Origin of the sequence: Acidovorax sp. LjRoot74 (genome assembly GCF_964254355.1) — a bacterium.
GTDB lineage: Bacteria > Pseudomonadota > Gammaproteobacteria > Burkholderiales > Burkholderiaceae_C > Acidovorax.
Map to the genome: position 1 here is coordinate 1,018,907 of NZ_CAXUTI020000001.1, position 18,891 is coordinate 1,037,797.

Here is an 18,891-nt window from a genome sequence, read left to right on the forward strand (position 1 = left end):
TACAACCCCGGTCTCCCACCCAGCGCGTGGGGCTTTGGCAATGCGCCTGGCAGCTTGCCTGGGGCTTTTGCTGGGCGCCGCGCTGCTGACGGGCTGCGCCACGGTGGCCAATCCCGACCCGCGCGACCCGCTGGAGTCCTACAACCGCAGCATGACCAACTTCAACGAGCAGGTTGATGCGATGGTGCTCAAGCCGGTGGCAATTGCCTACAAGGAGGTGACTCCCGCCCCTGTGCGCACGGGGGTGAGTAATTTCTTTGCGAACCTGGGCGATGTGTGGTCCTTCGTGAACAACGTGTTGCAGCTGCGCGGCGAAGCCGCCGCCTCCACCTTCATGCGGGTCAATGTGAACACCCTCATGGGCCTGGGCGGCGTGCTGGACATCGCCAGCGAGCTGGGCATCGACCGCTACAAACAGGACTTCGGCCTGACGCTGGGCTATTGGGGCATGGGCACCGGACCGTACCTGGTGCTGCCCATCCTGGGCCCGTCCACGGTGCGTGACACGCTGGCCCTGCCGGTGGACATGAAGGGCAACGTGGTGAGCTATGTGGACCCGGTCTCCGCCCGCAACTCGCTGTACGCGCTGCGCATCGTGGACACGCGATCGAACCTGCTGCGCGCCAGTTCGGTGCTCGACAGCGCCGCGCTGGACAAGTACAGCTTTACACGCGATGTGTTCCTGCAGGTGCGCAGCCAGCAGGCCGGCGTGCCGTTCAGTGGCGATGACAAGAGCGACAACGATGGCAACAACGGCGTCTTGCCCGAGGAACCTCCGCGCTGAGGGGCTCGCTTGAAAGGGCTCCAGCTGGACTGCCACTGTTGCACTTGCTTGCAATCCGCAACCGCAGCGACGCATGCGGGCCCACCCGCGCCACCACAATGATTTGACGGGCACGAGCCCGCACCGATGAAAGTCACGAACATGATGAACCGACGTACCCTGGGACACCGCGCCCTGGGCCTGGCTGCCGGGATGGCGCTGTCGCTGGGCCTGTCCCTGCCCGCACTGGCGGCCGATGAAGCCCCCGACGCGCTGATCAAGCGCCTGTCTTCCGATGTGCTCACCACCGTCAAGGCCGACAAGGCCATCCAGGGCGGCGACATCAGCAAGGTGATTGCGCTGGTGGACAAGACTGTGATGCCCAACGTCAACTTCCGCCGCATGACGGCTGCGGCCGTGGGCCCCGGCTGGCGCCAGGCCACGCCCGAGCAGCAAAAACGCCTGCAGGAAGAGTTCAAGATCCTGCTCGTGCGCACCTATGCCGGCGCCCTTGCCCAGGTGAACGACCAGACCATCCAGGTCAAGCCCCTGCGTGCTGCGGCCGAAGACAAGGACGTGCTGGTGCGCACGGAAATCGTGGGCCGGGGCGACCCCATCCAGCTCGACTACCGGCTGGAAAAAACCCCGGGCGAGGGCGCGGGCTGGAAAATCTACAACCTCAATGTGCTGGGCGTGTGGCTCGTTGAAACCTACCGGGGCCAGTTTGCCCAGGAAATCAATGCCAAGGGCATTGACGGCCTGATCGAGACCCTGGTTGCGCGCAACAAGACCAACACCTCAGCCAAAGGCTGAGGCGGTGTGACCAATTCCGCCATGCTGGTACTGCCCCACGAACTCACACACCGCCAAGCCACGGCCTGCCTGCAGATGCTGCTGCAGGGCCTGCGCGTGCACCGTGAGACGGGGGTGGTGGTGGACGCGAGCGCCATGGCGGTGTTTGACAGTTCGGCGCTGGCGGTGCTGCTGGAATGCCGGCGCGAGGCGCTCTCGGTGGGTAAGACCTTTGCCGTTCAGGGCCTGCCCCCGGCGCTGCGCGGCATGGCGGGCCTGTATGGCGTGGGCACGCTGCTCACGCCCGTGTCCTGACGCGGCCCCGCTATTTTTGCCGGGCCTGGGCCGCTGCAAGCCGCTGTCTGCCCCCTTCCCAACGCGGTTCAAGGCAAGGCCGTAAAATCGGGGGCTTCATGCCCGCAGTCTCCTTTCAAGCCATCTCCAAGACCTTTGCCACGCCCAAAGGCCCTTTTCAGGCGCTGAACCAGGTCAACCTGGACATTGAGGAGGGCGAGTTCTTCGGGCTCCTCGGCCCCAACGGCGCCGGTAAAACCACCCTCATCAGCATCCTGGCCGGCCTGGCGCGTGCCAGCAGTGGCCGCGTGCTGGTGCAGGGCAGCGACGTGCAGGCCCAGTACGCCGAGGCCCGCCGCAAGCTGGGCATCGTGCCGCAAGAGCTGGTGTTCGACCCCTTCTTCAATGTGCGCGAGGCGTTGCGCATCCAGTCGGGCTACTTCGGCGTGAAGAACAACGACGCCTGGATCGACGAGCTGCTCGAAAACCTGGGCCTGGCCGACAAGGCCAACGCCAACATGCGCCAGCTCTCGGGCGGCATGAAGCGCCGCGTGCTCGTGGCGCAGGCGCTGGTGCACAAGCCGCCCATCATCGTGCTCGACGAGCCCACCGCGGGCGTGGACGTGGAGCTGCGCCAGACCCTGTGGCACTTCATCGCCCGCCTGAACAAGGAGGGGCACACCGTGCTGCTCACCACCCACTACCTCGAAGAAGCCGAAGCCCTGTGTGGCCGCATCGCCATGCTCAAGGCGGGGCAGGTGGTGGCGCTCAACCGCACCAGCGAGCTGCTCAAGGCCGCGTCGGGGAGCGTGCTGCAGTTCAAGACCGACACGGTGCTGCCCCCGGCGCTGGCTGCGGTGGCGCGGGTCACGGGTCGCATCGTGCAATTGCCCGCCCACGACGCGGCAGAGATCGAAAGCCACCTGGCTGCCTTGCGCGTGGCCGGGGTCGAGGTGCAGGACATGGAGATTCGCAGGCCTGATCTGGAGGATGTGTTCCTGCAGGTGATGTCCGGTACATCGGCGTCCAACATCCCACTCGAAGGTGTCGCGCTATGACCGGCTGGCAAACGCTGTTTTACAAAGAAGTTTTGCGGTTCTGGAAGGTCAGCTTCCAGACCGTGGCCGCCCCCGTGCTCACCGCCGTGCTGTACCTGCTGATCTTCGGCCATGTGCTTGAAGACCATGTGAAGGTCTACGACCGCATCAGCTACACCGCCTTCCTCGTGCCAGGCCTCGTGATGATGAGCGTGTTGCAAAACGCGTTTGCCAACAGCTCGTCCAGCCTGATCCAGAGCAAGATCATGGGCAGCCTGGTGTTTGTGCTGCTCACGCCGCTGTCGCACTGGGCCTGGTTTGTGGCCTATGTGGGCTCGTCGGTGGTGCGCGGGCTGGTGGTGGGCCTGGGCGTGTTCATCGTCACGCTGGCGTTTGCGCGGCCCGAGTTTGCGGCGCCGCTGTGGATTCTGGCCTTTGCCCTGCTGGGCGCGGCGCTGCTGGCCACACTGGGGTTGATTGCGGGGCTCTGGGCCGACAAGTTCGACCAGATGGCCGCGTTCCAGAACTTCATCATCGTGCCCATGACCTTCCTTTCGGGCGTGTTCTATTCGATCCAGTCGCTGCCGCCGTTCTGGCAGGCCGTGAGCCACCTCAACCCGTTCTTCTACATGATCGACGGCTTCCGCTACGGCTTCTTCGGCCAGAGCGACACCTCGCCCTGGCTCAGCCTGGGCATCGTGGGCATCGCCTGGCTGGCCGTGAGCGCGCTGGCCGTGCACCTGCTGCGCACGGGCTACAAAATCCGTAACTGACATGACTTACGCAAAACAAGGTTCAGGCAAGCACTCCCCTCCAGGGCGAGGCGGTTGTTGCATCCCGATTTGCGTCAGTCCTCATTGATTCCGAGCGCCCCACCATGACCGCTGACCAACTCAAAGACATCATCGCCGCTGGCCTGGCCTGCGAACACATCACACTCGAAGGCGATGGCCGCCACTGGTACGCCACCATCGTCTCGGCCGAGTTCGAGGGCAAGCGCGCCATCCAGCGCCACCAGCGCGTGTACGCCACGCTGGGCGCGAAAATGCACACCGACGAAGTGCATGCGCTGTCGATGAAGACCTTCACCCCCGCCGAGTGGGCAGCGCAGGCGCAGTAAACACCGGGGCAGAGCGCCGGGTGTTCGCTCATTTATTGATAGCTAACAGCGCATGATGGATGCGCGGTGAAGCCCATTTTTATTCATATTCTGGTTACCTGACATGGACAAACTCCTGATTCGCGGCGGACGCAGCTTGCAAGGCGAGGTGCTGGTCTCCGGCGCCAAGAACGCCGCCTTGCCGGAGTTGTGCGCCGCCCTGCTCACGGCCGAGCCCGTGACGCTGCTCAACGTGCCCCAGCTGCAGGATGTGAGCACCATGCTCAAGCTCATCCGCAACATGGGCGTGGCGGCGGAGCGGGCCGACGACGGCACGGTGCGTATCGACGCCAGCGCACTGAGCACGCCCGAAGCCCCGTACGAGCTGGTCAAGACCATGCGCGCCTCCGTGCTGGCGCTGGGCCCACTGCTGGCGCGCTTTGGCGAGGCCACGGTGTCGCTGCCCGGCGGCTGCGCCATTGGCTCGCGGCCCGTGGACCAGCACATCAAGGGCCTGGCCGCCATGGGCGCCGAGATCGTGGTCGAACACGGCTACATGATCGCCAAGCTGCCCGCAGGCTGGAAGCGCCTGAAGGGCGCGCGCATCACCACCGACATGGTCACCGTGACGGGCACCGAGAACTTCCTCATGGCCGCTGCGCTGGCTGAGGGCGAGACCGTGCTTGAAAACGCCGCGCAAGAGCCCGAGATTTCGGACCTGGCCGAGATGCTGATCGCCATGGGCGCCCAGATCGAAGGCCACGGCACCAGCCGCATCCGCATCCAGGGCGTGGACAAGCTGCACGGCTGCACCCACCGCGTGGTGGCCGACCGCATCGAGGCCGGCACCTTCCTGTGCGCCGTGGCGGCCACGGGCGGTGATGTGGTGCTGCGCCATGGCCGCGCCGACCACCTCGACGCCGTGATCGAGAAGCTGCGCGAAGCCGGTGCCACCGTGCAAGCGGTGGACGGCGGCATCCGCGTGCAAAGTGCAGGCGGCGCCACGCTCAAGGCCCAGGGTTTCCGCACCACCGAGTACCCGGGCTTCCCCACCGACATGCAGGCGCAGTTCATGGCGCTCAACTGCATCGCGCAGGGCACGGCCACGGTGACCGAGACGATTTTTGAAAACCGCTTCATGCACGTCAACGAGCTGGTGCGCCTGGGCGCCAAGATCCAGACCGATGGCAAGGTGGCGGTTATCGAAGGCGTGCCCCGCCTCTCCGGCGCCACCGTGATGGCCACCGACCTGCGCGCCTCGGCCAGCCTGGTCATCGCGGGACTGGTGGCCGACGGCGAAACCGTGGTGGACCGCATCTACCACCTGGACCGTGGCTACGACTGCATGGAAGCCAAACTGCGCGGTATTGGCGCGGACATTGAAAGACTGAAAGCATGACGATGATCACACTGGCGCTTTCCAAGGGCCGCATCTTTGACGAAACCCTGCCGCTGCTGGCCGCCGCAGGCATCGAGGTGCTGGAAGACCCCGAAAAGTCGCGCAAGCTCATCCTGCCCACCAACCAGCCCGACGTGCGTGTGGTGCTGGTGCGCGCCACCGATGTGCCCACCTACGTGCAGTACGGTGGTGCCGACATTGGCGTGACCGGGAAGGACACCCTCATCGAGCACGGCGGCCAGGGCCTGTACCAGCCGCTGGACCTGCAGATCGCCAAGTGCCGCGTGAGCGTGGCCGTGCGCAACGACTTCGACTACGAACGCGCCGTGAAGCAGGGCGCACGCCTGAAGGTTGCCACCAAGTACACCAGCATCGCCCGCGACTTCTTCGCGACCAAGGGCGTGCACGTGGACATGGTCAAGCTGTACGGCAGCATGGAGCTGGCCCCGCTCACCGGCCTGGCCGATGCCATCGTGGACCTGGTCTCCACCGGCAACACGCTCAAGGCCAACCACCTCGTCGAGGTCGAGCGCATCATGGACATCAGCTCCTACCTCGTCGTGAACCAGGCCGCGCTCAAGCTCAAGCAGGCGCCGCTGCGCCGCATCATCGATGCGTTCGCCTCGGCCATACCGGCTGAAAAAAACTGATCCATCTCCACCGACTGACACTATGACTTTGGTAGCTGCTCCCGCCCGTCTGTCCACCGCTGCGGCCACTTTTGAGGCTGATTTTGCAGCCCGCCTGCATTGGTCTGCCGACACCGACGCGGCCATCGAGCAGCGCGTGGCCGACATCCTGGCCGATGTGCAAAAGCGTGGCGACGCCGCCGTGCTGGAGTACACCGCCCGTTTCGATGGCCTTTCGGTGCCCACCATGGCCGCGCTGGAACTGACCCAGGCTGACTTCAAGGCCGCGTTCGACGCCATCCCACAGGCCCAGCGCGACGCACTGCAGGCCGCCGCCAAGCGCGTGCGCAGCTACCACGAAGCGCAGAAAAAGGCTTCGGGCGAGAGCTGGAGCTACCGCGACGAAGACGGCACGCTGCTGGGCCAGAAGGTCACGCCGCTCGACCGCGTGGGCATCTACGTGCCCGGCGGCAAGGCCGCGTACCCGTCCAGCCTGCTGATGAACGCCATCCCGGCCCATGTGGCGGGTGTGCAGGAAATCATCATGGTCGTGCCCACGCCCGTGCGTGGCAGCGTGGCGACTGGCGGAACGGGCGAGGGCACGTCCACGAAGGGTGAGCGCAACGAGCTGGTGCTGGCCGCCGCCTACGTGGCGGGCGTCACCCGCGCCTTCACCATCGGCGGCGCCCAGGCCGTGGCTGCACTGGCCTACGGCACGGCCACCGTGCCCAAGGTGGACAAGATCACCGGCCCCGGCAACGCCTACGTGGCCAGCGCCAAGAAGCGCGTATTCGGCACGGTGGGGATCGACATGATCGCGGGCCCGAGCGAAATCCTGGTGCTGGCCGATGGCACCACGCCGCCCGACTGGGTGGCCATGGACCTCTTCAGCCAGGCCGAACACGACGAGCTGGCGCAGTCCATCCTGCTGTGCCCCGACGCCGCCTACCTCGACGCCGTGCAACGCGAGATCGACCGCCTGCTGCCCACCATGCCCCGCGCCGAGATCATCGCCAAGAGCCTCACCGGCCGGGGCGCGCTGATCCTGACCCAGGACATGGAAGAAGCCTGCGCCATCAGCAATCGCATCGCACCCGAGCACTTGGAGGTCAGCAGCACCGACCCACACCGCTGGGAGCCGTTGCTGCGCCACGCGGGCGCGATCTTCCTCGGGGCCTACACCAGCGAGTCCTTGGGCGACTACTGCGCGGGCCCCAACCACGTGCTGCCCACCAGCGGCACGGCGCGTTTTTCGTCGCCACTTGGCGTGTACGACTTCCAAAAGCGCAGCAGCCTCATCGAGGTGAGCGAGGCCGGTGCCCAGGTGCTGGGCACCATCGCCGCCGAACTGGCCTATGGCGAGGGACTGCAGGCCCACGCGCAGGCGGCTGAGATGCGGCTGACCACGCCCGTCAAGCCGCGCTGATCGCGCCCCGGGGCAGGGCACCCTGTGCGGGTGCTGTGGCCTTGGGCATAGAGGCCGCTGTGGGTGCGGGCGGATAGGCGGCGCTTGCCACTGCCCGGTGCTGCGCCCAGTTCAGCCGTGCAGGCTGGCGGCCTTCTGCACTGACACGCAGCCGCACGGGCCCGGTGAACGACAGGCGCTGGCCTGCTTCCAGAAAATAGTCTTCCAGCAGGCCGTCGCAGGTCACCCAGACGCGGCCTTGTTCGACTTCGAGCAAGGCGATGTCGCCCGCGCGGAAGTCCAGCACCTGGACGGCCTGCAGCGGTGGCAGGGGCTGGCGCTTCCATTGGAGTGGCAGGGCACCCGGCACCTGTGGGGCAGTGGCGGGCGACGAAGGGGTGGGGGCTGGCTGGGTTTTCATGCCTTCCACTGTGCGGGCGCAAGGCTTTGGCGGCCAGCCACAGCCTGGGGCCACCTGATGCAGTACAGATGACCAGTACAGGGGATCTGTACTGCCCGTACAGATGCGCCTCTGTACTGCCCTTTGGCGCAGCGATCAGTACAGAATGCTCGCATGGCCACCGATGACGCCCCCCCGCTGTACCTTCAAATCGCCGAACAGCTCGCGCAGCTGATCCGCAACGGCACCCTGGCGCGCGGCGAAAAGCTGCCTTCGGTGCGCGAGCTGGCGCGCCAGCACGGCGTGGCGCAGACCACGGTGGTGCAGGCCTACCACTGGCTGGAGGACGCGCGCCTGATCACGGCCCGCCCGCGCTCCGGATTTTTTGTGGCGGCGCGGCCTGTGAGCCTGCCCGAGCCCAGCACGCCGCGCCCCATGCGCCGCCCGCGCGAGGTGTCGGTGGACTGGCTGGGCCAGCGCATCCTGGGGCGCAACCAGCCCGAGAACATGGTGTCGTACAGCAGCGGCACGCCCGGCCCCGAGCTGTTCAACCCCGACCGGGTGCGCCGGGCCGTGGTGCGTGCAGCGCAGCGCCACCGCAACCTGCTGTGCACTTACCCGACCTCGTCAGGGCATGAGGATGCACGTCGTGCGATTGCGCGGTATGCCGTCAGCCTGGGCTGCAGCCTGGACCCGGAGAACATCGTGGTCACCGGCGGCTGCATGGACAGCATTGCGCTGTGCCTGCGTGCGGTGACGCAGCCGGGCGACGTGGTGGCGCTGGAGTCGCCCACACATTTTTCTTTTCTGGAGGTGCTGCAGGGCCTGCACCTGCGCGCGCTGGAAATTCCCACCCACCCGCGCAACGGCCTGTCGCTCGATGCCTTGCAGCTGGCGCTGGAGACCCAGCCTGTGAAGGCTTTGATGATCGTGCCCACGCTCAGCAACCCGCTGGGCAGCTGTATGCCGCAGGCCGAGCGCAAGCGCCTGGCGCAGATGGCTGCACGACATGGCATGGCGGTGATCGAGGACGCGATCTACAACGACCTCGTGGAGGTGGACGAGATGCGCCGCACCGTGAAGTCGTACGACACCACGGGCCATGTGATGCTGTGCGATTCGTTCTCCAAAACACTGGCGCCGGGGCTGCGCCTGGGTTGGCTGGAGGCCGGGCGCTGGGCCGACAAGGTGCGCGCCATCAAGGACCTGCAGGCGGGCGGCCAGTCGGCCGTGCTGGAGCTGGCGCTGGCCGACCTCATCACCCAGGCGGGCCATGCGGCCGCGATGCGCCAGCTGCGCGCAGCGGTGGCGGCGCGCATGGACGAGGTGCGCCACGTGATTGCGGCGCATTTCCCGCAGGGCACGCGCGTGAGCGATCCGCCGGGAGGCCTGCTGCTGTGGCTTGAGCTGCCCCGCGCGCTGGATTCGGTGCAGTTGCACGAAGCCTGCCTGGAAAAGCAGATCCTGATTGCGCCCGGCACGGTGTTCAGCGCCAGCGGGCGGTTTCGCAATTGCCTGCGCATCGGCGTGGGGGGTGACTGGTCGCCCGCCCATCTGGCGGCGCTGCGCACCGTGGGCGACATGGCCTGCCAAATGCTCCACAAAGGCGCATAACCCCGGGCCGCATGATTGCCTGAAAAAACACGAACTTCGTGTTGCACGAACTTCGTGTAATATTTTGCCCATGAAGAACATCACCGTGACCATGGACGACACCGTTGCCGAATGGGTGCGCGTGGAAGCCGCCAAGCGCGGCAGCAGCGTGTCGCGCCTGCTCGGTGAATGGCTGGCCGAAAAGATGCGCCAGGAAGACGCCTACGCCCAAGCCATGCGCGAGGCGCTGGGTTTTGAGTCCTGGGGCGCGTCCAGCGGGCCCTATGTGCCGCGCGACACCCTGTTTTTGCGCTGAGCGGGGCAGAACGCATGAGCACCGTCCCCATCTTTGTCGATACCGAAATCCTGCTCGCCAGCGTGGACGACCGCGATGCCGAGCGCCAGGCGCGGGCGCGTGAATGGGTCGCCTTTTGCTGGCAAACGCGTAGCGGCCGCATCAGCTCGCAGGTGCTCAACGAGCTGTACAACCAGGCCATCCAGCGTTTCGACGGCCCGCAGGTGCTGCAGCAGGTGCGTGCCCAGGTGCGCCGCCTGCGCGTGTGGCTGCCGCCGCACCTGGACTCCTACACCGTGGATGGCGCCTGGGACCTGCAGGACCGCTACCGCCTGGGCTACTGGGACGCGCTCATCCTCTCGTCCGCCCACCAGCAGGGCTGCCGCTATCTGCTGACCGAGGCGCTGCCGCACAACGAGCCGCTGGACGCCGTGCGGCCCATCAACCCGTTTCTCACCACCCCCAACGAACTGGACACCACCGAATGACTACTCCCGCGTCGTCCCCCCTCCAGGCCCTGGCCCGCATCCGCCCCGACGTGCGCGCCATGCACGCCTATGCCGTGCAGCCCTCCACCGGCATGCTCAAGATGGACGCGATGGAGAACCCGTTCCGCTTGCCCGCACACCTGCAGGCCGCGCTGGGCCAACGCCTGGGGGGCGTGGCGCTCAACCGCTATCCCGGCGACCGCCTGCTGGACCTCAAAGCCGCCCTTGCCAAGTACGCGGGCATGCCCGACGGCTATGGCATCGTGCTGGGCAACGGCTCGGACGAACTCATCACCCTGCTGGCCCTGGCCTGCGCCCAACCTGGCACGGGCCAGCGCGCCACCATGCTCGCGCCCATGCCGGGTTTTGTGATGTACCCGCTGTCCGCGCAGCTGCAGGGGCTGGACTTTGTCGGCGTGCCGCTCACGTCCGATTTCGAGCTGGATGAGCCCGCCATGCTGGCCGCCATCGCGCAGCACAACCCCGCCATCACCTACATTGCCTACCCCAACAACCCCACGGCCACGCTGTGGGACGAGGGCGCGGTGCAGCGCATCATCGACGCCGCAGGCGCACAGGGCGGCATCGTGGTGATGGACGAGGCCTACCAGCCCTTTGCCAGCCGCACCTGGATCGATCGCATGCGCGCCGAGCCCGCACGCAATGCCCATGTGCTGCTCATGCGCACGCTCAGCAAGTTCGGCCTCGCGGGTGTGCGCCTGGGCTACCTCATCGGGCCCTCGGCGTTCGTGAGCGAGATCGACAAGGTGCGCCCGCCCTACAACGTGAGCGTGCTCAACTGCGAGGCCGCGCTGTTTGCGCTGGAGCATGCCGACGTGTTCGCTGCCCAGGCCGCCGAGATACGCACTGAACGCACCAAGGTGATCGCGGCCCTGCGCCAGATGACCGGCATCGAAAAATGCTGGGACAGCGAGGCGAACATGATCCTCGTGCGCGTGGCGGATTCCGCCAAGGCCTACGAGGGCATGAAAAACCGCAAGGTGCTCGTCAAGAACGTTTCTACAATGCACCCCATGCTGGCCAACTGCCTGCGCCTCACGGTGGGCGCTGCCGAAGACAACGCGCAGATGCTGGCCGCACTCCAAGCCTCCCTATGACTTCCTCCGCACTTGTACCCTCCACACCGGTGGACCCGATGGCCGACCGCATTGCCGAGGTCAGCCGCAACACCGCCGAAACGCGCATCCGCGTGCGCATCAACCTCGACGGCACCGGCCAGGCCAAACTGCACACGGGCATCGGCTTCTTCGACCACATGCTCGACCAGATCGCCCGCCACGGGCTGATCGACCTCGACATCGACTGCGAAGGCGACCTGCACATCGACGGCCACCACACGGTGGAAGACGTGGGCATCACGCTGGGCCAGGCATTTGCGCGCGCCGTGGGTGACAAGAAGGGCATCCGCCGCTACGGGCACGCCTACGTGCCGCTCGACGAAGCGCTGTCACGCGTGGTGGTTGATTTTTCGGGCCGCCCGGGCCTGCACATCGACGTGAAGTTCACGGCGGGCAGCATCGGCCAGCTCGATACGCAGCTGGTGTACGAGTTCTTCCAGGGCTTTGTGAACCACGCGGGCGTGACGCTGCACATCGACAACCTCAAGGGCTTCAACGCCCACCACCAGTGCGAGACCATCTTCAAGGCGTTCGGGCGCACGCTGCGTGCGGCGCTGGAGCGCGATCCGCGCTCGGCCGGTGTCATCCCCTCCACCAAGGGTTCGTTGTAAAAATATGGATCAAATCAGGCGCTACCGCCTGATGGATAAGCGCTAGCAGCTATGAATATGGAAGCAAAAACCGTCGCGGTCGTGGACTACGGCATGGGCAACCTGCGCTCCGTCTCGCAGGCCGTGTTGGCCGCCGCACAGGGCACGGGCTGGACCGTAGTCGTCACCCAGCGCCCCGAAGACGTGCGCGCCGCGGCGCGCGTGGTGCTGCCCGGCCAGGGCGCCATGCCCGACTGCATGCGCGAACTGCGCGAGTCCGGCCTGCAGGAATCGGTGCTCGAAGCCGCTGCCAGCAAGCCGATGTTCGGCGTGTGCGTGGGCATGCAGATGCTGCTGGACCACAGTGCCGAAGGGGACACCCCGGGCCTGGGCCTGATCCATGGCGACGTGCGCAAGTTCGACCTGGCAGGCCGCACTCAGGCCGATGGCAGCCGTTTCAAGGTGCCCCAGATGGGCTGGAACCAGGTGCGCCAGATGGCCCACCCCCACCCTGCGGGTGGCGTGGCCGTGCACCCTGTCTGGGCCGGTGTGCCCGACAACAGCTACTTCTACTTCGTGCACAGCTTCTATGCCCTGCCGCAGGATCCCGCCCACTGTGCGGGGCAAACCGACTACGGCGGTTTGTTTGCTGCGGCCATTGCACGCGATAATATTTTTGCGACGCAATTCCACCCGGAGAAAAGCGCGGAACACGGCCTGGCCCTGTACCGCAACTTTCTGCACTGGAATCCCTGATTTTCCAACCACCCCTTCCTTCCCCTTCAACCACCCCGTTCGGGCCGTGCCGAGACCAGGCCTCTCCCCCGAACCCCCACCACCATGCTGCTCATCCCCGCCATCGACCTCAAAGACGGCCACTGCGTACGCCTCAAACAAGGCGATATGGACCAATCCACCACCTTTGGTGAAGACCCCGCCGCCATGGCGCGCAAGTGGGTGGACGCGGGCGCACGCCGCCTGCACCTGGTGGACCTGAACGGCGCCTTTGCGGGCGTGCCCAAGAACTACGGTGCCATCAAGTCCATCCTCAAAGAGGTCGGCTCCGATATTCCGGTGCAGCTCGGCGGTGGCATCCGTGACCTGGACACCATCGAAAAATACATCGACGGCGGCCTGCGCTACGTGATCATCGGCACGGCGGCCGTGAAGAACCCTGGCTTCCTCAAAGATGCGTGCAGCGCCTTCGGCGGCCACATCATCGTGGGCCTCGACGCCAAGGACGGCAAGGTGGCCACCGACGGCTGGAGCAAGCTCACGGGCCACGAGGTCGTGGACCTGGCCAAGAAGTTCGAGGACTGGGGCGTCGAGTCCATCATCTACACCGACATCGGCCGCGACGGCATGCTCTCGGGCATCAACATCGACGCCACCGTCAAGCTCGCGCAGGCGCTCTCCATCCCCGTGATCGCCTCGGGCGGCCTGTCGAACATGGCCGACATCGAACAGCTGTGCGCCGTGGAAGGCGAGGGCGTCGAGGGCGTGATCTGCGGTCGCGCGATCTACAGCGGCGACCTGGACTTTGCCGCTGCGCAAGCGCGCGCCGACGAGTTGAACGGCTGAGACAGATACCCCCTGAGCGGCAGCGCCGCCTCCCCCAGGGGACGACGCCAGTGGCCTGGCGAAGCCCGTTCCACGGCGTCTGCTGGCCTCGGCGGCGCCCCACCCACGAATCGCTGACTGACTACCGACATGCTTGCCAAACGCATCATCCCTTGCCTCGACGTCACCGGAGGCCGCGTGGTCAAGGGCGTCAACTTTGTCGAACTGCGTGACGCGGGCGACCCGGTCGAGATCGCCGCGCGCTACAACGCGCAGGGCGCCGACGAACTCACGTTTCTCGACATCACCGCCACGAGCGACGGGCGCGACCTGATCCTGCACATCATCGAGGCCGTGGCCAGCCAGGTGTTCATTCCCCTCACCGTGGGGGGCGGTGTGCGCTCGGTCGAGGATGTGCGCCGCCTGCTCAATGCGGGCGCAGACAAGACCAGCTTCAACTCCGCCGCCATCGCCAACCCCGACCTGATCAACGCCGTGTCGGCCAAGTACGGTGCGCAGTGCATCGTGGTCGCCATCGACGCCAAGCGCCGCCAGGGCGATGACCTGGCCGCGCGCGGCGAGGGCTGGGACGTGTACAGCCACGGCGGGCGCAAGAACACGGGCCTGGACGCCGTGGCCTGGGCCACCGAAATGGCGCGCCGTGGCGCGGGCGAGATCCTGCTCACCAGCATGGACCGCGACGGCACCAAGTCCGGCTTTGACCTGGCCCTCACGCGCGCCGTGAGCGATGCGGTGAGCGTGCCCGTGATCGCCTCGGGCGGCGTGGGCAACCTCGACCACCTGGCCGACGGCGTGCAGCAGGGCGGGGCGGATGCCGTGCTGGCGGCCAGCATCTTCCACTACGGCGAATACACCGTGGGCCAGGCCAAGCAGCGCATGGCCGAACGCGGGATTCCGGTGCGGCTGTAATGGCGCGGTTCGCGGGCGCCTGCGGGGCGCTGGCCGCCCTGGCTGCTGTGGCCTTCATGGCCACGGCGCTGCCCGCTGCGGCCCAGGTGCCGCCCCCGTCATACGCCAGTTTTTCTGAGCGCCTGCCTTGTGTGCACCGCATCGGCCGGTGTTTTGACGCCACCATCGGCGGCAAGCGGGTGGACGTGATTGCTGACAAGGCCGAATTCGACAAGCTCAAGGCCCTGCTGCAAACGCTCAACCGCAATGTGCGCGACGTGCACTGGATCGTGCGCGAGCCCGTGCCGGGCGCCCAGGCGCTGGATGTGGAAACCCGTGCCACCGCGCAGGGGCTGCCCCATGTGGGGGACGAGCAGGAAGAGCCCGATGTGATCGTCTACGCCCTGGATGGCCAGGACCTGGACAGCGAATCCGAGCTGGTGGCCCAGCAAAGCGTGCGCATCAACGGCCAGCCGGTGGTGACGCAGCAGGAAACCCTCACGCAGGACTTCCTGCCCCCGGGCCGGTATGCCTTCGCCATCAAGTACCTGGGGCGCAAGAACTGGGACCGCAAATGGGTCTTCCTGACTGTGGCTCCATAGTTAGAAGGTAAAACGGCTCTCCCGCGCGCTGGGCAAGCGTTGGTAGCTATCATTTTTGAATGGATGTGTGGCGGGCCGGTTGCGCTGCAGCAGGGCCCGGTGCCTGCGATCCGGTGGGGGCGGTTTACTCATGTTTTGATAGCTGACAGGGCTTGATGGTCGCGCCCAAAGGGCAAAAAAACCGCGTCCCCCGGTGCCTGCTGCAAAGGCCCGCCGGGCAAATCACCGACAATCCCCGCCATGAACTGGCTCAACGAAGTGAAATGGGATGCGCAGGGCCTGGTGCCCGTGATTGCGCAAGAGCAGGGCACGGGCGACGTGCTGATGTTTGCGTGGATGAACCGCGAGGCCCTGCAGAAAACCGCCGAACTCGGCCGCGCCGTGTACTTCAGCCGCTCGCGCAAGAAGCTGTGGTTCAAGGGCGAAGAATCGGGCCATGTGCAGACCGTGCACGAGATCCGCCTCGACTGCGACAACGACGTGGTGCTGCTCAAGGTCACCCAGCAGGGCCACGAACCCGGCATCGCCTGCCACACCGGCCGCCACAGCTGTTTCTTCAGCGTGCTCAAGGACGGCGCCTGGACGCCAGTCGATCCGGTCTTGAAAGACCCCGAATCCATCTACAAATAGCACCCATGAGTTCCAACGATTCCCTCGCCCCCGCGTCGCAAGACGCGCTCGCGCGTTTGGCCGCCGTCATTGAAAGCCGCAAGCCTGCCAATGGCGGCGACCCTGCGACGAGCTATGTCTCGCGCCTGCTGCACAAGGGGCCGGATGCCTTCCTCAAGAAGATCGGCGAAGAGGCCACCGAGGTGGTGATGGCGGCGAAGGACGTAGACCATGGCGCGGACAAGTCCACGCTGGTGTACGAGGTGGCGGACCTGTGGTTCCACTCCATGGTGGCGCTGGCCCACTACGGCCTGACGCCCGCCGACGTGCTGGTCGAGCTGGAGCGCCGCGAGGGCACCAGCGGCATCGAAGAAAAAGCCTTGCGCAAGGCCGATGCGCGTGCCACCGAGGAGGGTTCTTCATGAGCGACATCGTCGATGTGCAGACCAACGACCAGAAGGCCCAGGGCCTCAAGAACGTTGGCTGGGTCAGCTATGTGCTGCACCTCATCGTGGCCGTGGGGGCGGTGCTGCCGGGGGCACAGGCCAGCGCACTGCTGCTGGTGATTGCGCTGGTGATCGACTTGGTCAAGCGCGGCGATGCCGAAGGCACCTGGCAGGCCAATCATTTCTCCTGGCGCATCCGCTCGACGATCTGGGTGGGCGTGCTGTACATCGTGACTGCACCCCTGTGGCTGCTGCTGATTGCGCCGGGCTGGATTGCCTGGGGCATCATTTCGCTGTGGTTCCTGTACCGCATCGTGCGCGGCATGCTGGCCATGAGCAACAACCGGGCGGTGGATGCCTGAAGCCCCCGCAGCCCCGCTGCCGCGCCTGAACCTGGCCCTGCAAGGCGGTGGTTCGCACGGTGCGCTCACCTGGGGCGTGCTGGACGCGCTGCTCGAAGACGGGCAGTGGCAGTTCGATGGCGTGAGCGGCGCCAGCGCCGGCGCCATGAATGCTGTGGCGCTGGCCCACGGCTTTGCCACAGCCGCCAAGGAACACAAAGACCCGCATGAGGCGCACCAGGCCGGTTGCCAGCAGGCGCGCGACACCCTCACCCGCCTGTGGGAGGGCGTGGGCACGCTGGGCAGCCTGATGTGGGGCTCGCCCCTGTCGGCCGCCAACCCCATGCTGGGCATGATCAGCCAATGGCTCTCGCCCTACCAGACCAACCCGCTCGACATCAACCCGCTGCGCCGCCTGCTGGAGCGCGAGGTGGACTTTGACCTGCTGTGTTCCGAGCGTCGCGCGATCAGCGCCGCAGGCGGGCCCAAGGTGTTTGTGTGCGCCACCAATGTGCGCACGGGGCGCGGCGAGATCTTCTCCGGCCCCCGGCTCAGCGCCGATGCGGTGATGGCTTCGGCCTGCCTGCCGCTGCTGTTCAAGGCGGTAGAGATCGACGGCCAGCACTACTGGGACGGCGGCTATTCGGGCAACCCCGCGCTGCACCCGCTGATCTACCAGACCGAAACCTCCGACATCCTGCTCGTGCAGATCAACCCCATCGAACACCTGGAGCTGCCCCACACCGGCCCCGAGATCATGGAGCGCATGAACGAGGTCACCTTCAACGCCAGCCTGCTGGCCGAGATGCGCGCCATCGAGTTCGTGCGCCGCCTGCTGGCCGAGGGCAAGCTGGACCCGCGCCGCTACAAGAGCGTGCGCATGCACCGCATCGACGGCGGCGCCGTGCTCGCGCCCTTCGGGGCAGACAGCAAGACCCGCGCGGACCTTCCCTTTGTGCGCAAGCTGTTCGCGCTGGGCCGCACGGCCGGGCAGGAATGGCTGCAGGCGCACCGCAAGGATGTGGGCGTGCGGCCCTCCATCAAGATCGCTGAAAATGCGTGAAGCCCCCTGTGTCGCCTGCGGCGCCTTCCCCCTCAGGGGAATGCCACCCGTGGCCTGGCGGAGCCAGTTCCACGGTGGCACTGGTCTCGGGTACGCCGGTTTCAATCGCTTTGGGGGCCGAGCAGCGCCCGCTGAACTGTTAACTTCGTTTTGACATTTTTTCCATGCACGATCCGAACTGCCTTTTCTGCAAGATCATCGCGGGCCAGATTCCTTCGAAGAAGGTCTATGAGGACGAAGAAATCTTCGCCTTCCACGACATCCACCCCTGGGCGCCGGTGCATTTCTTGATGGTTCCCAAGCTGCATATCCCTTCGATGGCCCAGGTCACTGCCGAGCATGCGGGCGTGCTGGGGCGCATGATGGCGCTGGCCCCGAAGCTGGCCCTGGAGCAAGGCTGCAACCCGTACCCCGAGGGTGGCTTTCGCGTCGTGGTAAACACCGGTCTGGAAGGCGGACAGGAAATCCACCACCTGCATGTCCACGTGATGGGCGGCCCCCGTCCGTGGCTTAAAGGCTGACCCAGGCTGACGGCGCGAGCCGGTGGTTTCCCGCTCTTGGGGGCCTGTGTGCCGAACTTTGGTCACAGCCCCCGTCTAAAATGGTTGCAATTCGTTAGGAGATATTCCATGGGCTCTTTTTCCATCTGGCACTGGCTGATTGTGCTGCTGATCGTTGTCATGGTGTTTGGCACCAAGAAGCTCAAGAACATGGGCTCCGACCTCGGGGGCGCCGTCAAGGGCTTCAAGGACGGCATGAAGGACGGCTCCACCCCCGACAACGCTGCAACGCCTCCCGCAGGTCAGGTGGCCAACAGCCAGGCCAGCGACAAGACCACCATCGATGTCGAAGCCAAGCAAAAGAGCTGAGCCGCTGTGGCTGCTGACCGGCACACGCTGCACTCTGTTTTGCCTTTGCGCCTGATCCATCCATGATTGATATCGGCCTGTCCAAGATGGCGCTGATCGGCGCCGTGGCGCTGATCGTCATCGGCCCCGAAAAGCTGCCCCGTGTGGCGCGCACCGTGGGCACGCTGCTGGGCAAGGCCCAGCGCTACGTGTCCGACGTGAAGGCCGAGGTCAACCGGTCGATGGAGCTGGACGAACTCAAGAAGATGAAGGACACGGTCGAGAACGCCGCACGCGATGTGCAGAGTTCCATCCAGACCAGCGCCAGCGAGTTCGAGAAGGACTGGGCCGAAGCCACCGACACCGCCACTGCGGCCCTGAACGAGCAGACCACGGTGGTGCCCGCCTACAAGCACCCGGGCAAGAACTGGCGCCTCAAGCGCGGTGCCGTGCCCCAGTGGTACAAGTCCAGAAGCGGTGTGCGCACCAAGGCGCAGTCGGGCGCGGCGCGCGTGGCCCGCTTCCGCCCCCAGAAATTCCATTGACGATGATGCCGCGCGGACTTTTGTGCGCGGCGCTGCATGGGCGCC

The 18,891-nt window shown here is 66.1% G+C and carries 26 protein-coding genes; 25 read left to right on the forward strand and 1 reads right to left on the reverse strand.

Translation table 11 applies throughout. From position 1 onward, the window contains the following. The first annotated feature begins 40 nt into the window (after positions 1-40). The 9 genes from ACSQ3O_RS04690 to hisD all read left to right on the forward strand — a co-directional run bounded on the left by ACSQ3O_RS04690 (position 41) and on the right by hisD (position 7,439). Positions 41-784: an MlaA family lipoprotein gene (locus ACSQ3O_RS04690; protein ID WP_436138025.1), complete on the forward strand. Its 744-nt coding sequence runs from the start codon at positions 41-43 to the stop codon at positions 782-784. Between the two features lie 126 nt (positions 785-910). Then, a complete protein-coding gene (locus ACSQ3O_RS04695) occupies positions 911-1,576 on the forward strand; it encodes an MlaC/ttg2D family ABC transporter substrate-binding protein (RefSeq protein ID WP_436138026.1) in 666 nt (221 codons plus the stop codon). Between the two features lie 21 nt (positions 1,577-1,597). Further along, positions 1,598-1,870, forward strand: a complete 273-nt coding sequence (locus tag ACSQ3O_RS04700; protein ID WP_137747085.1) for an STAS domain-containing protein — start codon at positions 1,598-1,600, stop codon at positions 1,868-1,870. Between the two features lie 98 nt (positions 1,871-1,968). After that, positions 1,969-2,907 (forward strand): ABC transporter ATP-binding protein, encoded by a 939-nt coding sequence (locus tag ACSQ3O_RS04705; RefSeq protein WP_436138027.1) that lies wholly within the window; start codon positions 1,969-1,971, stop codon positions 2,905-2,907. Beyond that, positions 2,904-3,659, forward strand: a complete 756-nt coding sequence (locus ACSQ3O_RS04710; RefSeq protein WP_436138028.1) for an ABC transporter permease — start codon at positions 2,904-2,906, stop codon at positions 3,657-3,659. The genes ACSQ3O_RS04705 and ACSQ3O_RS04710 overlap by 4 nt, the downstream gene beginning before the upstream one ends. A 104-nt stretch (positions 3,660-3,763) precedes the next feature. After that, entirely contained in the window at positions 3,764-4,006 is a 243-nt protein-coding gene (locus ACSQ3O_RS04715; protein WP_010462096.1) for a BolA family protein, read from the forward strand. A 103-nt stretch (positions 4,007-4,109) separates the two neighbouring features. Further along, entirely contained in the window at positions 4,110-5,384 is a 1,275-nt protein-coding gene (murA, locus tag ACSQ3O_RS04720) for a UDP-N-acetylglucosamine 1-carboxyvinyltransferase (RefSeq protein WP_436138029.1), read from the forward strand. A 2-nt stretch (positions 5,385-5,386) separates the two neighbouring features. Next, positions 5,387-6,034 (forward strand): ATP phosphoribosyltransferase, encoded by a 648-nt coding sequence (gene hisG / locus ACSQ3O_RS04725; RefSeq protein WP_436141075.1) that lies wholly within the window; start codon positions 5,387-5,389, stop codon positions 6,032-6,034. A 22-nt stretch (positions 6,035-6,056) separates the two neighbouring features. Continuing rightward, the gene (gene hisD, locus ACSQ3O_RS04730; protein ID WP_436138030.1) at positions 6,057-7,439 is read left to right on the forward strand and encodes a histidinol dehydrogenase; all 1,383 of its coding nucleotides are present in this window, start codon (positions 6,057-6,059) and stop codon (positions 7,437-7,439) included. Here hisD and ACSQ3O_RS04735 read toward each other — a convergent pair. After that, on the reverse strand, positions 7,426-7,839 hold the full coding sequence (locus ACSQ3O_RS04735; RefSeq protein ID WP_436138031.1) for a DUF2917 domain-containing protein: 414 nt from the start codon (positions 7,837-7,839) through the stop codon (positions 7,426-7,428). The two genes, hisD and ACSQ3O_RS04735, sit on opposite strands and share 14 nt — an antisense overlap. A 153-nt stretch (positions 7,840-7,992) precedes the next feature. Here ACSQ3O_RS04735 and ACSQ3O_RS04740 point away from each other — a divergent pair, with 153 nt between their 5' ends. From ACSQ3O_RS04740 to tatB, 16 genes are all read left to right on the forward strand, one after another. Continuing rightward, a complete protein-coding gene (locus ACSQ3O_RS04740; RefSeq protein ID WP_436138032.1) occupies positions 7,993-9,432 on the forward strand; it encodes a PLP-dependent aminotransferase family protein in 1,440 nt (479 codons plus the stop codon). A gap of 70 nt (positions 9,433-9,502) precedes the next feature. Then, positions 9,503-9,727: a CopG family transcriptional regulator gene (locus tag ACSQ3O_RS04745; RefSeq protein WP_298453604.1), complete on the forward strand. Its 225-nt coding sequence runs from the start codon at positions 9,503-9,505 to the stop codon at positions 9,725-9,727. 14 nt (positions 9,728-9,741) lie between these two features. Beyond that, complete coding sequence (locus tag ACSQ3O_RS04750; protein WP_436138033.1) at positions 9,742-10,194, forward strand: PIN domain-containing protein; 453 nt, start codon at positions 9,742-9,744, stop codon at positions 10,192-10,194. Further along, positions 10,191-11,312 carry a histidinol-phosphate transaminase gene (hisC, locus tag ACSQ3O_RS04755; RefSeq protein ID WP_436138034.1) on the forward strand — a complete coding sequence of 374 codons (1,122 nt, stop codon included), beginning with the start codon at positions 10,191-10,193 and terminating at the stop codon, positions 11,310-11,312. Before ACSQ3O_RS04750 ends, hisC begins: the two co-directional genes overlap by 4 nt. Further along, positions 11,309-11,944: an imidazoleglycerol-phosphate dehydratase HisB gene (hisB, locus tag ACSQ3O_RS04760; RefSeq protein ID WP_298453599.1), complete on the forward strand. Its 636-nt coding sequence runs from the start codon at positions 11,309-11,311 to the stop codon at positions 11,942-11,944. Before hisC ends, hisB begins: the two co-directional genes overlap by 4 nt. A 51-nt stretch (positions 11,945-11,995) precedes the next feature. After that, the gene (hisH, locus tag ACSQ3O_RS04765; RefSeq protein ID WP_436138035.1) at positions 11,996-12,679 is read left to right on the forward strand and encodes an imidazole glycerol phosphate synthase subunit HisH; all 684 of its coding nucleotides are present in this window, start codon (positions 11,996-11,998) and stop codon (positions 12,677-12,679) included. An 84-nt stretch (positions 12,680-12,763) separates the two neighbouring features. Beyond that, positions 12,764-13,504 (forward strand): 1-(5-phosphoribosyl)-5-[(5-phosphoribosylamino)methylideneamino]imidazole-4-carboxamide isomerase, encoded by a 741-nt coding sequence (hisA, locus tag ACSQ3O_RS04770; RefSeq protein WP_124510365.1) that lies wholly within the window; start codon positions 12,764-12,766, stop codon positions 13,502-13,504. A gap of 129 nt (positions 13,505-13,633) precedes the next feature. Then, positions 13,634-14,413: an imidazole glycerol phosphate synthase subunit HisF gene (hisF, locus tag ACSQ3O_RS04775; RefSeq protein WP_137746820.1), complete on the forward strand. Its 780-nt coding sequence runs from the start codon at positions 13,634-13,636 to the stop codon at positions 14,411-14,413. Next, positions 14,413-14,994: a hypothetical protein gene (locus ACSQ3O_RS04780; RefSeq protein ID WP_249368033.1), complete on the forward strand. Its 582-nt coding sequence runs from the start codon at positions 14,413-14,415 to the stop codon at positions 14,992-14,994. Before hisF ends, ACSQ3O_RS04780 begins: the two co-directional genes overlap by 1 nt. Positions 14,995-15,225: 231 nt before the next feature. Next, positions 15,226-15,624: a phosphoribosyl-AMP cyclohydrolase gene (hisI, locus tag ACSQ3O_RS04785; protein ID WP_171012192.1), complete on the forward strand. Its 399-nt coding sequence runs from the start codon at positions 15,226-15,228 to the stop codon at positions 15,622-15,624. Between the two features lie 5 nt (positions 15,625-15,629). Beyond that, positions 15,630-16,028, forward strand: coding sequence for a phosphoribosyl-ATP diphosphatase (locus tag ACSQ3O_RS04790; RefSeq protein ID WP_436138036.1), 399 nt, complete (start codon positions 15,630-15,632; stop codon positions 16,026-16,028). Beyond that, positions 16,025-16,411, forward strand: a complete 387-nt coding sequence (locus tag ACSQ3O_RS04795; RefSeq protein WP_137746817.1) for a DUF4870 family protein — start codon at positions 16,025-16,027, stop codon at positions 16,409-16,411. The genes ACSQ3O_RS04790 and ACSQ3O_RS04795 overlap by 4 nt, the downstream gene beginning before the upstream one ends. Then, complete coding sequence (locus ACSQ3O_RS04800) at positions 16,404-17,453, forward strand: patatin-like phospholipase family protein (protein WP_436138037.1); 1,050 nt, start codon at positions 16,404-16,406, stop codon at positions 17,451-17,453. The genes ACSQ3O_RS04795 and ACSQ3O_RS04800 overlap by 8 nt, the downstream gene beginning before the upstream one ends. A 164-nt stretch (positions 17,454-17,617) precedes the next feature. Continuing rightward, the gene (locus ACSQ3O_RS04805; RefSeq protein WP_108618233.1) at positions 17,618-17,974 is read left to right on the forward strand and encodes a histidine triad nucleotide-binding protein; all 357 of its coding nucleotides are present in this window, start codon (positions 17,618-17,620) and stop codon (positions 17,972-17,974) included. Positions 17,975-18,082: 108 nt separating this feature from the next. Then, entirely contained in the window at positions 18,083-18,322 is a 240-nt protein-coding gene (gene tatA, locus ACSQ3O_RS04810; RefSeq protein ID WP_137746816.1) for a Sec-independent protein translocase subunit TatA, read from the forward strand. A 62-nt stretch (positions 18,323-18,384) separates the two neighbouring features. Continuing rightward, positions 18,385-18,846 carry a Sec-independent protein translocase protein TatB gene (gene tatB / locus ACSQ3O_RS04815; protein WP_298453579.1) on the forward strand — a complete coding sequence of 154 codons (462 nt, stop codon included), beginning with the start codon at positions 18,385-18,387 and terminating at the stop codon, positions 18,844-18,846. The last annotated feature ends 45 nt before the right edge of the window (positions 18,847-18,891 follow it).

Bases quoted from the DNA above. Each gene is read 5' to 3' on its own strand.
- ACSQ3O_RS04690 (WP_436138025.1), top strand. From the start codon at position 41: ATGCGCCTGGCAGCTTGCCTGGGGCTTTTGCTGGGCGCCGCGCTGCTG.
- ACSQ3O_RS04695 (WP_436138026.1), top strand. From the start codon at position 911: ATGAAAGTCACGAACATGATGAACCGACGTACCCTGGGACACCGCGCC.
- ACSQ3O_RS04700 (WP_137747085.1), top strand. From the start codon at position 1,598: ATGCTGGTACTGCCCCACGAACTCACACACCGCCAAGCCACGGCCTGC.
- ACSQ3O_RS04705 (WP_436138027.1), top strand. From the start codon at position 1,969: ATGCCCGCAGTCTCCTTTCAAGCCATCTCCAAGACCTTTGCCACGCCC.
- ACSQ3O_RS04710 (WP_436138028.1), top strand. From the start codon at position 2,904: ATGACCGGCTGGCAAACGCTGTTTTACAAAGAAGTTTTGCGGTTCTGG.
- ACSQ3O_RS04715 (WP_010462096.1), top strand. From the start codon at position 3,764: ATGACCGCTGACCAACTCAAAGACATCATCGCCGCTGGCCTGGCCTGC.
- murA (WP_436138029.1), top strand. From the start codon at position 4,110: ATGGACAAACTCCTGATTCGCGGCGGACGCAGCTTGCAAGGCGAGGTG.
- hisG (WP_436141075.1), top strand. From the start codon at position 5,387: ATGATCACACTGGCGCTTTCCAAGGGCCGCATCTTTGACGAAACCCTG.
- hisD (WP_436138030.1), top strand. From the start codon at position 6,057: ATGACTTTGGTAGCTGCTCCCGCCCGTCTGTCCACCGCTGCGGCCACT.
- ACSQ3O_RS04735 (WP_436138031.1), bottom strand. From the start codon at position 7,839: ATGAAAACCCAGCCAGCCCCCACCCCTTCGTCGCCCGCCACTGCCCCA.
- ACSQ3O_RS04740 (WP_436138032.1), top strand. From the start codon at position 7,993: ATGGCCACCGATGACGCCCCCCCGCTGTACCTTCAAATCGCCGAACAG.
- ACSQ3O_RS04745 (WP_298453604.1), top strand. From the start codon at position 9,503: ATGAAGAACATCACCGTGACCATGGACGACACCGTTGCCGAATGGGTG.
- ACSQ3O_RS04750 (WP_436138033.1), top strand. From the start codon at position 9,742: ATGAGCACCGTCCCCATCTTTGTCGATACCGAAATCCTGCTCGCCAGC.
- hisC (WP_436138034.1), top strand. From the start codon at position 10,191: ATGACTACTCCCGCGTCGTCCCCCCTCCAGGCCCTGGCCCGCATCCGC.
- hisB (WP_298453599.1), top strand. From the start codon at position 11,309: ATGACTTCCTCCGCACTTGTACCCTCCACACCGGTGGACCCGATGGCC.
- hisH (WP_436138035.1), top strand. From the start codon at position 11,996: ATGAATATGGAAGCAAAAACCGTCGCGGTCGTGGACTACGGCATGGGC.
- hisA (WP_124510365.1), top strand. From the start codon at position 12,764: ATGCTGCTCATCCCCGCCATCGACCTCAAAGACGGCCACTGCGTACGC.
- hisF (WP_137746820.1), top strand. From the start codon at position 13,634: ATGCTTGCCAAACGCATCATCCCTTGCCTCGACGTCACCGGAGGCCGC.
- ACSQ3O_RS04780 (WP_249368033.1), top strand. From the start codon at position 14,413: ATGGCGCGGTTCGCGGGCGCCTGCGGGGCGCTGGCCGCCCTGGCTGCT.
- ACSQ3O_RS04790 (WP_436138036.1), top strand. From the start codon at position 15,630: ATGAGTTCCAACGATTCCCTCGCCCCCGCGTCGCAAGACGCGCTCGCG.
- ACSQ3O_RS04795 (WP_137746817.1), top strand. From the start codon at position 16,025: ATGAGCGACATCGTCGATGTGCAGACCAACGACCAGAAGGCCCAGGGC.
- ACSQ3O_RS04800 (WP_436138037.1), top strand. From the start codon at position 16,404: ATGCCTGAAGCCCCCGCAGCCCCGCTGCCGCGCCTGAACCTGGCCCTG.
- ACSQ3O_RS04805 (WP_108618233.1), top strand. From the start codon at position 17,618: ATGCACGATCCGAACTGCCTTTTCTGCAAGATCATCGCGGGCCAGATT.
- tatA (WP_137746816.1), top strand. From the start codon at position 18,083: ATGGGCTCTTTTTCCATCTGGCACTGGCTGATTGTGCTGCTGATCGTT.
- tatB (WP_298453579.1), top strand. From the start codon at position 18,385: ATGATTGATATCGGCCTGTCCAAGATGGCGCTGATCGGCGCCGTGGCG.